Source organism: Streptococcus vestibularis ATCC 49124 (genome assembly GCF_000188295.1).
Classification (GTDB): domain Bacteria; phylum Bacillota; class Bacilli; order Lactobacillales; family Streptococcaceae; genus Streptococcus; species Streptococcus vestibularis.
In genome coordinates, this window is sequence record NZ_GL831112.1 from 1149346 (window position 1) to 1161390 (window position 12045).

The 12045-nt window shown below is 40.4% G+C and carries 13 protein-coding genes; 4 read left to right on the forward strand and 9 right to left on the reverse strand.

The window, feature by feature from the left end; genetic code table 11:
* Positions 1 to 20: 20 nt before the first annotated feature.
* The 8 genes from HMPREF9425_RS05620 to add all read right to left on the reverse strand — a co-directional run bounded on the left by HMPREF9425_RS05620 (position 21) and on the right by add (position 7292).
* A complete protein-coding gene (locus tag HMPREF9425_RS05620; protein WP_003097423.1) occupies positions 21 to 632 on the reverse strand; it encodes a lysozyme family protein in 612 nt (203 codons plus the stop codon).
* A 1-nt stretch (position 633) separates the two neighbouring features.
* Positions 634 to 1611, reverse strand: coding sequence for a nucleoid-associated protein (locus HMPREF9425_RS05625; RefSeq protein WP_003097425.1), 978 nt, complete (start codon positions 1609 to 1611; stop codon positions 634 to 636).
* 6 nt (positions 1612 to 1617) lie between these two features.
* Entirely contained in the window at positions 1618 to 2868 is a 1251-nt protein-coding gene (gene glyA / locus HMPREF9425_RS05630; RefSeq protein WP_003097426.1) for a serine hydroxymethyltransferase, read from the reverse strand.
* A 94-nt stretch (positions 2869 to 2962) separates the two neighbouring features.
* Positions 2963 to 3568, reverse strand: a complete 606-nt coding sequence (locus HMPREF9425_RS05635; RefSeq protein ID WP_003094240.1) for an L-threonylcarbamoyladenylate synthase — start codon at positions 3566 to 3568, stop codon at positions 2963 to 2965.
* Positions 3555 to 4388 carry a peptide chain release factor N(5)-glutamine methyltransferase gene (gene prmC, locus HMPREF9425_RS05640; protein ID WP_003097428.1) on the reverse strand — a complete coding sequence of 278 codons (834 nt, stop codon included), beginning with the start codon at positions 4386 to 4388 and terminating at the stop codon, positions 3555 to 3557. The genes HMPREF9425_RS05635 and prmC overlap by 14 nt, the downstream gene beginning before the upstream one ends.
* On the reverse strand, positions 4385 to 5464 hold the full coding sequence (gene prfA, locus HMPREF9425_RS05645) for a peptide chain release factor 1 (protein WP_003097431.1): 1080 nt from the start codon (positions 5462 to 5464) through the stop codon (positions 4385 to 4387). The genes prmC and prfA overlap by 4 nt, the downstream gene beginning before the upstream one ends.
* A 36-nt stretch (positions 5465 to 5500) precedes the next feature.
* Entirely contained in the window at positions 5501 to 6097 is a 597-nt protein-coding gene (locus HMPREF9425_RS05650) for a thymidine kinase (protein WP_003093204.1), read from the reverse strand.
* A 184-nt stretch (positions 6098 to 6281) separates the two neighbouring features.
* The gene (gene add, locus HMPREF9425_RS05655; RefSeq protein ID WP_003093576.1) at positions 6282 to 7292 is read right to left on the reverse strand and encodes an adenosine deaminase; all 1011 of its coding nucleotides are present in this window, start codon (positions 7290 to 7292) and stop codon (positions 6282 to 6284) included.
* A gap of 172 nt (positions 7293 to 7464) precedes the next feature.
* On the opposite strand from add, the gene yghU reads away from it, so the two are divergent.
* From yghU to HMPREF9425_RS05675, 4 genes are all read left to right on the forward strand, one after another.
* Positions 7465 to 8253, forward strand: a complete 789-nt coding sequence (gene yghU, locus HMPREF9425_RS05660) for a glutathione-dependent disulfide-bond oxidoreductase (RefSeq protein WP_003093646.1) — start codon at positions 7465 to 7467, stop codon at positions 8251 to 8253.
* 79 nt (positions 8254 to 8332) lie between these two features.
* The gene (locus HMPREF9425_RS05665; protein WP_003097433.1) at positions 8333 to 9277 is read left to right on the forward strand and encodes a DHH family phosphoesterase; all 945 of its coding nucleotides are present in this window, start codon (positions 8333 to 8335) and stop codon (positions 9275 to 9277) included.
* Complete coding sequence (locus HMPREF9425_RS05670) at positions 9264 to 10196, forward strand: FAD:protein FMN transferase (protein WP_003093357.1); 933 nt, start codon at positions 9264 to 9266, stop codon at positions 10194 to 10196. The genes HMPREF9425_RS05665 and HMPREF9425_RS05670 overlap by 14 nt, the downstream gene beginning before the upstream one ends.
* Positions 10197 to 10300: 104 nt before the next feature.
* On the forward strand, positions 10301 to 10543 hold the full coding sequence (locus tag HMPREF9425_RS05675) for a type B 50S ribosomal protein L31 (protein ID WP_003093591.1): 243 nt from the start codon (positions 10301 to 10303) through the stop codon (positions 10541 to 10543).
* Positions 10544 to 10672: 129 nt separating this feature from the next.
* On the opposite strand, the gene HMPREF9425_RS05680 is transcribed toward HMPREF9425_RS05675, so the two are convergent.
* Positions 10673 to 11935 (reverse strand): NRAMP family divalent metal transporter, encoded by a 1263-nt coding sequence (locus HMPREF9425_RS05680; protein WP_003093785.1) that lies wholly within the window; start codon positions 11933 to 11935, stop codon positions 10673 to 10675.
* Positions 11936 to 12045: the final 110 nt, after the last annotated feature.

Below are 12045 nucleotides of genomic sequence, written 5' to 3' on the forward strand. Positions count from 1 at the left end.
TAAGAATGAAGTAGCTACTCTTAGAGACGAGAGAACATTCGCATCAGAAAGAGATTAAACTGTACTTCTTTGGCGTAATAAATATTTCCACCATTTGTATAAAGCTTACCCCCACCATAATACATGGCAACAGGTTGATAATAAGTATAGGTTTTACCACTAGTGTTTCCTAGACTTGGAGCAACGACATCTTTAGAATAGGCATTTGCTAGTTCAACGGTGTTAACACCACCGTTATCAGCCACATAATCGATATAGGACTTACCAAAGTTATAAGCTTGTACTGCTGTCCAAGGATCCACCTTATGGTGGGCAGCTTCTTCCAGATTTTCCGACAAAACCGTCACCCCTTGACGAATACTTTCTTTTCGATCTGTTATGGAGTTGGTCACCCCTGTAGAACTTTCACTGGACTGCATCACGTCATCTGTCTTCCCCTTGGTTTCTGTGTAGATCATAGCCAGAACCAAATCGACATTGGTTGTATTTTCAATGTCGTCCTCAGCCAAAACCTCCTTAACCAGGGATTCATAGGTTAAAACATGTTGTATATTGGCATGGATTCGATAGCATTGGATACCTATGATGAGGACTACGACAAAAACCGCCAGACGTCTTATCCATTTAAACATATTATTTATTGATGATATCCTCGATATTTTTGATGAGAATAGAGTAGGTGCCATCAGGATTTTGAATAAACTCAACACTGTCAGCATCCTGATACACATTATTAGGCACGATTAACTCAATTCCGTTCGATAACGATAATTTTTGATTCTCCAATTTCTTAATTTGACGAGAATGGTCAATATCTGAAACTGAAATAGGTTCAGGAATGACCTCTTTGAGCTCATCAACGAAGGTCAAACGAGCTGTCAAATTATTATCAAAGAGCTGATCCGCCAATTTTTCAGGTGACAATTCTTGATCTTCTTCCAAGTTATTGAAAATAGCAGATTTCATTTTTCCTTGGAAATTAAAGTCATCCTGATTAAAATTCTCAGCAATCTTCTGAGCAGTATCCTCAACCATCTTAATCGATTTTTTGACAGATTGCTCAGGCTGGACCTGCAACAGATTTTCAGAGAAATAATTGGCAAAGCTTCCATTATGCTTGATTCGCTTTTCAATCAAATAATACTGCTTACTACTACGATTGATTACCAAAGCTTCATCAGGCGTCTGGGCAGCAGAAGGCAAATTATTTTGTGACAATTGAATAGGATGTTGGCTATCTCCCAAAGAATGAATCAAACTATCCTTAAGAGCAATACGCAAGAAAGCAAAATACTCTTGCCCTTCTTTGTCAAACTGAATAAAGACCAAATCATTGGTCTTTTGATCTTCAGAAATGACAAATTCTTCCTTCCAAAGTTGGGCAATCTTGACTGAACTTTCCATCAAATCATCTCCTAAATGACTAATGAAAACATTCTCTGTATCGAAATACCCTCGTTTAGCCTCATCTGAGAAAACCTTAGAGAGTTTCTTTCTAAAATACTCATCTAAACGTGGCGTTATTTCAAGAGGCCCTTCTGCCAAAACTAGCTCCGTATCATTTGGCGAAAACTGATGAATGATAATGCGTTTAATATATAGATCTAACATAATTTATTAATAGAGTGGGAAATTATCTGTAAGAACTTTAACGTCTCCACGAATACGTTCCAAAACTTCAGGTTTATCGTGATTTTCCAAAGCTTGAACCATTAATTCAGCAATTTTACGGCTCTCAGCTTCCCCCATACCACGACTTGTAATAGCTGGACTACCAACACGAATACCAGATGTCTTAAATGGAGACAACTGCTCGTAAGGAATACCATTCTTATTCAAAGTAATATTAACTTCTTCAAGAACGTTTTGTGCAACCTTACCATTTTCAACAACTTTAGTCACATCAACCAAGAAGAGGTGATTGTTAGTGCCACCTGAGATAACACGGAAATCTGGATGTTGGTTGAAAACATCCGCCATGGCAGCAGCATTCTTGATAACATTTTCACCGTATTCCTTAAAGGCAGGGTCAAGTGCTTCTTTAAGAGCGACAGCCTTGGCAGCAATAACGTGTTCCAATGGACCACCTTGCAAACCAGGGAAGACCGCAGAATTCAATTTCTTAGCGATATCTTCATCATCAGTCAAAATCAAACCACCACGAGGCCCACGAAGTGTCTTGTGGGTCGTTGTAGTTGTCACATGTGCATAAGGAACCGGACTTGGATGATGACCAGAGGCTACAAGACCTGCAATGTGAGCCATATCTACCATGAGGTAAGCACCTACAGCATCAGCGATTTCACGGAATTTAGCAAAATCAATGATACGTGAGTATGCTGAAGCCCCTGCTACGATAAGTTTTGGTTTCACTTCTTTTGCTTGAGCAAGGATAGCATCATAATCAAGAAGTTCACTTTCCTTATCAACATTGTAAGGCACAAAGTTATAGGTCTTACCAGAAAAACTAACTGGTGCACCGTGTGTCAAGTGACCACCCGCTGACAAATCCATTCCCATAACCGTATCACCTGGTTGAATCAAAGACATGTAAACTGCTGCATTGGCTTGGCTACCTGAGTGAGGTTGCACGTTAGCAAATTTTGCCCCAAAAAGTTCTTTGGCACGCTCAATAGCAAGAGACTCAACCACATCAATCACGTCAGTACCACCATAGTAACGTTTACCTGGATAGCCTTCTGCGTATTTGTTAGTCAAGAGCGTTCCTTGAGCAGCCATAACGGCTTTAGAAACCACGTTTTCAGAGGCAATCAACTCAATATTGTTTTGTTGACGTTCAGCCTCAGCATCAATGGCATTCCAAAGTTCAGGGTCAAATGCTTTGTAATCTTCTTTATCAAAAATCATAGAGGTCTCCTTTGAGGTCTAATGGGCTTTCAAACAACTCACCCACAAACAGTCGAAAGTTATCTCACTCTTTCTTAAGTCTCTGTTAGTCATTTTATTCTATGGTCAACTCTGGTAGAGCCGCCAATAGGTCATCTTTTGTTATTTTTCCTTGTCTGAGAATCCTGGCAGGTGAGACCGACAAATCCAATATCGTCGAATCTACACCTAACAAGGCATTATCATCCCGATAGCCAGTCACCTGAAAATCAAATTGTGCCCTAATATCGTCGAAATGACGACCACTTTCCTTCCCAGACTTATTGGCTGATGGTCCAATCAAAGGCCCCTCAGCTTGAATCAACTCTCTAGTTACGGGATGGTTTGGTAACCGAAATCCAACCGTTGCCAATCCTGAATTAATCCATCTAGGAACTTGATCATTAGCTTTTAAGATGATGGTCAGAGGTCCAGGCAAAAAAGCATCGTACAATTGTTTCAAATACTTGGGTTGCTCCTTTGAATAGGAAAGGATATCTTCATACGAGGCTACATTCAAATTCATGGCTTTATCTATAGGACGATTTTTCAGCTCATAAACATGGTTCACAGCACTCTCATCCATAGCCTTAGCAAATAGACCATAGACAGTCTCTGTAGGAAGAACAATAGCCTCACCATTATCCAAACTTTCTCTTAACTGTTTCTTACTTTTCATCATCCATCACGACCATTCTATCCTGTCCAAATTGATCCTTAAGGACACGCACATGCTTATCTGGAAAATGTAGTGACAAGAGCCTTTTCAAATCCAGTCCTTGCTTATATCCAATTTCAAAGTAGAGTTTTCCTTTTGGAGTTAAATACTTCGTTGCGTCCTCAATAATCTGTCTATAAATGGCTAGCCCCTCTTCATCAGCAAACAAGGCCATCTTTGGCTCGCTAGTCAAGACATTTAAACCAACTTCGTCCTTATCATTTTCAGAAATATAGGGAGGATTTGACACAATGATATCAAAACTACCAGAAATATTTTCGAAAACATCTGATTGAACAAAGCTGATGTCTACCTGATTTAGTTTAGCATTCTCTTTAGCAAGTACTAAGGCGTCAGCTGACAAGTCACTAGCTGTTACTTGCCAAAAGGGGCAACTCTTTTTCAGGGATACCGAAATAGCACCACTCCCAGTTCCGATATCAAGAATCTTGAGCTCTGAGCTAGGGTTTTCCGCTAAAATCAAATCCACTAGTTCCTTAGTTTCAGGACGTGGAATCAAGACACGCTCATCAACCTGAAAACGCAAGCCGTGAAAGTCTTCATAGCCCAAGATATACTGGGCAGGCTTGTGATTCTTTAGTTGGCTGAATACATGAGCTAATAGCTCAGCATCTTCCTCTGAAACTTCTTGACGCAATTGAAGAACAAAATGAGTCAAGTCCCACTGTTTCAAACCACGATAAACAAAGGAAAGGGCCTCTGGCTCTTCTCCAACAGCCTCAAGTTGCTTCTCATAGTCAGCCAGGACATCCGCTAAAATCATTTGTTAAGCTCTTCCAATTTTTGCGTTTGATCGTAAAGAACAAGAGCATCAATGACTTCATCCATTTTCCCAGCCAAAATCGTATCTAATTTTTGAAGGGTCAAACCAATACGATGATCCGTCACACGGTTTTGTGGGAAGTTGTACGTACGGATACGCTCTGAACGATCCCCTGTACCAACAGTAGATTTACGCTCAGCATCTTGTTCATCTTGAGCGATTTGTGCAAAGTGGTCCGCAACACGCGCACGAATAATCTTCATAGCTTTATCACGGTTCTTCTGTTGTGTACGTTCTTCTTGCATCTCTACTTTAATTCCAGTAGGAATGTGAACCATACGAACCGCAGTCGCAACTTTATTGACGTTCTGACCACCGGCACCAGATGCGTGATAGATATCGACACGGAGGTCCTTAGGATCGATTTCGTACTCCACTTCTTCAACTTCTGGCATTACCAAAACAGTTGCTGTAGAAGTATGAACACGACCTTGGCTCTCAGTCACAGGCACACGTTGCACACGGTGTGCTCCTGATTCATATTTGAGTTTAGAGTAGACTGATTGGCCTGAAACCATGGCAACCACTTCTTTGATACCACCGACACCATTATAAGAGGCTTCCATGACATCAAAGCGCCAACCTTGTGTTTCTGCGTATTTTTGGTACATAGCTAAAAGGTCACCTGCAAACAAGGCAGCTTCATCACCACCTGCAGCCCCACGGATTTCGAGGATAATATTCTTGTCATCATTAGGGTCTTTTGGCAAGAGAAGAATTTTCAAACGTTCTTCATACTCTTCTTTAGCGGCTTTGGATTCTTTGAGTTCTTCCTTAGCCATTTCTTCCAAGTCAGGATCACCGCTTGCTTCCTTAATCATCTCTTCAGCATCTGAGATACTTTGGATGACTTGCTTGTACTCACGGTAAACTGTCACAGTTTCACGAGTATTTGCTTCTTCACGTGACAACTCCATGAAGCGTTTAGTGTCTGAAACGACTTCAGGGTCACTGAGCAATTCACCCAATTCCTCATAACGGTCTTCAACCGCTTGTAACTGATCATAAATATTCATTTGTTATCTTTTCTCCTTATATAACTAATAGTCATTTTAGGCCTTATTCAAAGGGATTATGTTTTCGTGAGGTGGATTAAACCAGTGCTTTCGGCAAACAGAGATATAACTCTCGTGTCCTCCAATTTGAACTTGTGCTCCCTCATAAACTGGCTTACCATCTTCCATACGAAGAACCATGGTTGCCTTTCTCGAGCAATAATGACAAATGGTCTTAATCTCATCAATCTTATCAGACAAAAGCAAAAGGTATTTAGAACCTTCAAAGAGATTGTTCTGAAAATCATTTTTGAGACCAAAAGCCATCACTGGAATATCTAACACATCAACAATTCGTGCCAAATCATAGACATTCGCACGGGTCAAAAACTGAGCCTCATCAACTAAAACACAGTACGGTCGTGGATACATATTAGCAATGTAACCAAAAATATCCGTATCATCACCAATAGGATAGGCCTTCCGTTTCATGCCAATACGACTCGAGATATAGCCGACTCCATCTCGATTATCCAAACGACTGGTCAACAGTACTACTGGTTTTCCTTGTTCTTCGTAATTATGTGCAACCTTAAGAATCTCAATGGATTTCCCAGAATTCATGGTGCCGTAGCGAAAATAAAGTTGTGCCAAACCAGTCTCCTCTAAAATATGTATTGTACTTATTTTATCATAATTCCAAGCCTAAAAGGGAGGGAGACTGAACAAATTTTGAAAAAAGTTCGCCTCACTCCCTTATTTTTATGATTGGTTTGACTGATGTTCCAAATGGCTCAATCTTATCACCTTTATAAAGTTTTACCAGTCTATTTACTTCTTATGAATAGGCTTTAGCCAATCTATCAAGAAGTTCTGCTTTCTCCTCATCGCTAGCAAATGAAGCTTCGATTGCCGTCTTATTATGAGCATAAAAATCTTGTACTGAGCTATCAAAATGCTTGTGATAGAGTTCGTATTCCTTGGTTAAGTTTGTATCAGAAACGGTACGATTGTCCGTATTAATAGTAATATTAGCCCCTGCCACTTTCATTTTTAGATAAGGAAAATCAGCTACTGTAACGGCTGCCTTGGTCTGGAGATTACTTGTTAAACATAGCTCTCCTGTGACACCATTTTTAACAAACTCTTCCAGAAGCTCAGGCTCTTGAGCCAAGATTGTTGCATGGCCATTACGCTTAATTCCCATGGCAATTGACTCAGCCAAAAAGGCAGCGCATCCACATTCACCAGCATGGAAAGTCATCGGACGGTTGTAACTTTGGACTTGTTCAATCAGAGGTTTAATCGCTTTAGGTCCATAATGATGCTCATCTCCAGCAAAATCAAAACCAACAAAGTCACTATCTTCAACTTCATTTGCTTCATCAAGAATACGAGCTGTTAAAGCTTGATCTGATTGGCGCATACCACAAACCAGTGCCTTAGCAATAATACCAAATTCTTCTTGAGCTTGACGTAAGCCTTGACAAACAGCATCAATGATTTCAGCGACAGTCAACCCCTTATCCATTGACAATTCGGGAGCAAAACGCACTTCAATATAGATAACATTTTCAAGAGCAGCCTGTTTAGCGACATCATAAGCCGCAATGGTCAAAGCTTCCTTTGTTTGAAGCAAAGGACGAATGTAATCAAAAGCCTCAAGATAATCTAGGAGACTCTCACAGGTAGCCGGGGCTGTCACATGGTGTTTGAGCTCCGCATCGTCCTCAGGCAACTCAATCTGTGCCAAGTCAGCTAGGTGACGAATAGTTTCCAATGATAGAGAACCATCCAAATGGCAGTGTAGTTCTGTTTTAGCCAACTTATGAAAATCAATAGCAGTCATTCTTTTCTTCCTCTCTAAACAATATGTTTTTATCAGATAAAAATTAATTTTTACTATCTTATCATTCTTATAGAAAAAGTCAAGGTGTCGCGCTAATAGGACGTAGTAGATTCTTGAAATGCCATTAGCATTTTGTTAGGATGTAACTATCAAGAATACAAGGAGAAACTTTATGTCTGACTATATTTTACCAGAAGTTTGGGAAATTCCAACCTCTATGGGAGGTGCCTGGGGCGGCCTCAATCAACCTACAGCTGGTGCACGTTTTGAACAAACTTTACCTAAAGGTGACCAACCTTTCCAACTCTATACTCTTCCAACACCTAATGGTATCAAGGCAACTATCATGCTGGAGGAATTGAAAGAACTTGGTGTGACTCAAGCGGGATATGATGCTTATCGTATTAAGATTGGTGACGGTGACCAATTTGGCTCAGACTTTGTTGCAATTAATCCAAACTCAAAGATTCCAGCCATGATGGATTATTCTGAAGAACAACCGGTTCGTGTCTTTGAATCAGCTAACATCCTGCTTTACTTGGCTGAAAAATTCGGAAAACTCATTCCAACTGATCACGCAAAACGTACGGAAGTTCTCAACTGGCTCTTTTGGCAAACAGGTGCGGCACCTTTCCTAGGTGGCGGATTTGGTCACTTTTTCCACTATGCGCCTGACAAAATTGAATACGCCATCAACCGTTTCGCGATGGAAGCCAAACGCCAACTTGACTTGCTGGATAAAGAATTAGCAACCAAACCTTATATTGCTGGTGATGAATACACCATCGCTGATATCGCAATCTGGTCTTGGTATGGCCGTCTTGCTCAAGATAAAATTTGGGAGAAGGCTGGTATTTTCCTTGATGTTAAAGAGTACAAGCACCTTCAAGCATGGACTGAAAAAATTGCCAACCGTCCAGCGGTTAAACGTGGACTTGAAGTCGACTATAAAGATATCTAATTTTATAACGGTTTGCCTAGGCTAACCGTTTTTCTATTGTTTCATGATATAATAGAAACAAAATCACAAGGAGACATTCATGACTATATTTCAAGCTATTTTAGAAAAAATAAAAGCCTATGACACTATTATTATCCACCGTCACCAAAGACCAGACCCTGATGCCATTGGTAGTCAGGTAGGACTGAAGGAAATTTTAAAAACAAACTTTCCAGATAAAAAGGTTCTCGCGACTGGTGTCAATGAACCTACCTTGTCTTGGATTGCTGAAATGGATAAGGTAACTGACCAAGACTATGAAGGAGCGCTTGTTATTGTTACCGATACAGCCAACACTCCTCGTATCGACGACGACCGTTTTGATAAGGGGGACTTTCTTATCAAAATTGACCATCATCCTAACGACGATGCCTACGGCGATCTCCTCTTAGTTGATACGACTGCTTCAAGTGCCAGCGAAATTGTGACTGACTGGGCTCTCACTCTTGGTCTTTCCTTGTCAGATGCCGCTGCTCGTGTTCTTTACAATGGTATTGTTGGCGACACAGGTCGCTTCCTCTACCCATCTACAACTCCTAAAACACTACAAATCGCTGCTAAACTTCGCGAACATAACTTTGATTTTGCATCTATGGCTCGTCGAATGGACAGTTTTCCTTTCAAAATTGCTAAACTTCAAGGCTATGTTTTCGATAATCTTGAAGTTGATGAAAATGGTGCAGCTCGAGTTGTCTTGACACGAAAGATTTTGGATGAATTCAATGTCACTGATGCTGAAAGTTCTGCCATCGTTGGTACTCCAGGCCGTATTGATTGCGTCGAATCTTGGGCTATTTTCGTAGAGCAGCCTGAAGGGCATTACCGTGTCCGTCTGCGCAGTAAAAGTATTGTCATCAACGAGATTGCCAAACGCCATGATGGTGGCGGCCACCCACTTGCTAGTGGTGCCAATTCCTACAGCTTAAACGAAAACGAACAAATCTATCGAGAAATCAAGGATACCGTTGCCCATGCAACTCACTAATCGTCGTGTACGTCTCATGGGAACTGTGATTGACGTCTCTATCTATCATGAAGAACCAACCCCCCTGCTAGACCAGGTTGAAGCACTCCTACATACCTACAATAAGCGCTTCTCAGCCAATGACGACAGTTCCGAACTCATGAAAATTAACAAGGCAGCAGGCTTACATTCGGTGACGGTTCACCCAGAGCTTTTTGAACTTATTGCTCTTGGAAAATGGCATAGCTGCCAACCTGGAAGTCACCTTAATATTGCTATCGGACCTCTCATTCAGACTTGGCGAATTGGCTTTTCTGATGCCAGACTCCCCCTTCCTGAAGAAATCGCTCCACTCCTAGATATTATTAATCCCAAAGACATCGTTCTATCCGAGGAAAATCAAAGCGTTTTTCTCAAAGAAAAAGGGATGAAAATTGATCTTGGTGCTTTGGCAAAAGGTTATATTGCAGATCGTATAGCAGATTATCTCAAAGATGAAAATGTAACTAGTGCTCTGATTAATCTGGGGGGCAATGTCTTAACATTTGGACCAGCCTTACACAATCCTGATCAAAAATGGAGAATTGGTATTCAAAATCCCAAGGAGACTAGAAACACAAATCTTATGGTGCTTGCTATAAGAGACCAGTCTATTGTCACTTCAGGAATCTATGAACGCACTTTTGAGATAGATGGCAAAACTTACCATCATATTTTCGATAGTCAAACTGGCTACCCTGTCTCTAGTGATCTAGCTAGTCTTACCATCATTTCATCCCTCTCAGTCGATGGTGAAATTTGGACGACACGTTTATTTGGCTCAAGTCTAGAACGCATTTTCCAGGAAGTTAGTTCACAGCCAAATCTTGAAGCTATCATCGTTGATAAAGATAATCGATGCTTTCAGACAGGTGGCATTTACAAAATGCGAATTTCCTAAAAAATAGTAAAAAAGACTTGTCAAGAAGACCACCTTTTGATAAACTAAAATAGTTAAAAAACTATGGTGCGGAAAGTACCATGGCAGAAAGGAAATATTTTAACATGAAAAAAGATATCCATCCAGATTACCGTCAAGTAGTATTCATGGACACAACCACTGGTTACCAATTCCTTAGCGGTTCAACTAAACACTCAAACGAAACAGTTGAATTCGAAGGTGAAACTTATCCACTTATCCGTGTAGAAATTTCATCAGATTCACACCCATTCTACACTGGCCGTCAAAAATTCACTCAAGCAGACGGACGCGTGGATCGTTTCAACAAAAAATACGGTCTCAAATAAGCAATATCTTGTTGTTAAGCCATTCCAATTGGAATGGTTTTTTTGTATACTCTTGGATATAATCTATCTCTCCTACTCCCATCTTTATAAAAGAAAAAACAGCTTCCATATGGAAACCGTTTAATCCTATTAACCTGCTTTACCAATAGCCAAAGCCCAGATAAAGAAGAGGGCAAATCCAAACAAGAAGATCAACCCTGCAATAGCAAGTCCTTTCAACCAAGTTGGAAGGTCTTTCTTCTCTTTAGTAACAAGTACGTAATTCAAAAGCGCAAAGAAAGGTGTTGTAAGGAATGAACCAATCATGGCAAAACGAAGCATTGTTGCTACTTGACCTTGGAAGAAGAAAATAATGATGAGACCAAGAATAGCTGTCAATGTCATCCAAACATTCAATGGTGTTTGATTTTTTTCTTTTTGGTTAAACAAAAGACGAAGAGAAATTTCGTTAACACGTGAGTAACCATCGATAACAGTAATTACAGTACCAAAGATACACAAGAAAGCAATAAAGGTAATCAAATAGCGTGACCACTCACCAAGTACTGAGGCATACATACCAACAAACTGAGCAATATACTTAGCTGATGCTGCTTCTACTGGTTTACCAGTTGGGTACTGGATAAGCGCACCTAGAGCTACAAAGAATACCGCAAGAATAGCTGTTCCGATGTAACCAACGTTAAAGTCAAAGAGGGCATCATCAGTGTTGAAATCAACAGTTTTCTTTTTCTCAGCTGACCAAAGTGAGTTAATAGCTGAAATTTCAATTGGAGCTGGCATCCATCCAAGAAGTGAAACGATAAATGGAAGGGCTGCTAGCTGCCAAGGTGTTTTTTCAACGAAGTCAGTACTGTACTCTGGATGTTTGATTGCTGCAATAATAACTGCTGCTACTGTTGCAATAGTCAAAGCTGACATGATCCATTTAGCCATGCCATCAAGAAGTTTGTAACCACCAAAGAGTAACATACCCCAAATGATTGCAACCAAAATGATTGACCATGTGGTAATACTCAAACCAAGCATTGGAAAGGCACTAGCAATGATGGCTGAACAAAGAATAGAAACTCCCGCAGTATTAACCAAGGCTGAGAAGACATTCAAAATGAAGAATACCCAAAGATAGAATTTACCTTTCTCAGCATAACCTTCAACAAGGGTTTTACCTGTATCTGCGGTATACTCAGCACCAAAACGGAAGAATGGGTATTTGAAGAGGTTAGCCAGAATAACTAAGCCTAACAAGGCCCATCCATAAGAACCACCCGCTTGGGTAGATGAAACGATGTGGGAACCACCTACGGCCGCCGAAGCCATTAGGATACCGGGTCCCATTGCTTTTATTTTACTACGCCAGGTAGACTGACTAGTTATACTTGTTTGTGACATAAGAGAATCTCCTAAAATAAATTTTCAGAATAATCTGAATTGATGTTTACCATTTTACACAATTTTTGGAATAATTTCAATAGCATTTCACATATTTTCTGAAAAATCGG

Bases quoted from the DNA above. Each gene is read 5' to 3' on its own strand.
- HMPREF9425_RS05680 (WP_003093785.1), bottom strand. From the start codon at position 11,935: ATGTCACAAACAAGTATAACTAGTCAGTCTACCTGGCGTAGTAAAATA.
- prmC (WP_003097428.1), bottom strand. From the start codon at position 4,388: ATGATTTTAGCGGATGTCCTGGCTGACTATGAGAAGCAACTTGAGGCT.
- HMPREF9425_RS05670 (WP_003093357.1), top strand. From the start codon at position 9,264: ATGCAACTCACTAATCGTCGTGTACGTCTCATGGGAACTGTGATTGAC.
- prfA (WP_003097431.1), bottom strand. From the start codon at position 5,464: ATGAATATTTATGATCAGTTACAAGCGGTTGAAGACCGTTATGAGGAA.
- yghU (WP_003093646.1), top strand. From the start codon at position 7,465: ATGTCTGACTATATTTTACCAGAAGTTTGGGAAATTCCAACCTCTATG.
- HMPREF9425_RS05675 (WP_003093591.1), top strand. From the start codon at position 10,301: ATGAAAAAAGATATCCATCCAGATTACCGTCAAGTAGTATTCATGGAC.
- HMPREF9425_RS05665 (WP_003097433.1), top strand. From the start codon at position 8,333: ATGACTATATTTCAAGCTATTTTAGAAAAAATAAAAGCCTATGACACT.
- add (WP_003093576.1), bottom strand. From the start codon at position 7,292: ATGACTGCTATTGATTTTCATAAGTTGGCTAAAACAGAACTACACTGC.
- HMPREF9425_RS05620 (WP_003097423.1), bottom strand. From the start codon at position 632: ATGTTTAAATGGATAAGACGTCTGGCGGTTTTTGTCGTAGTCCTCATC.
- HMPREF9425_RS05635 (WP_003094240.1), bottom strand. From the start codon at position 3,568: ATGATGAAAAGTAAGAAACAGTTAAGAGAAAGTTTGGATAATGGTGAG.
- HMPREF9425_RS05625 (WP_003097425.1), bottom strand. From the start codon at position 1,611: ATGTTAGATCTATATATTAAACGCATTATCATTCATCAGTTTTCGCCA.
- glyA (WP_003097426.1), bottom strand. From the start codon at position 2,868: ATGATTTTTGATAAAGAAGATTACAAAGCATTTGACCCTGAACTTTGG.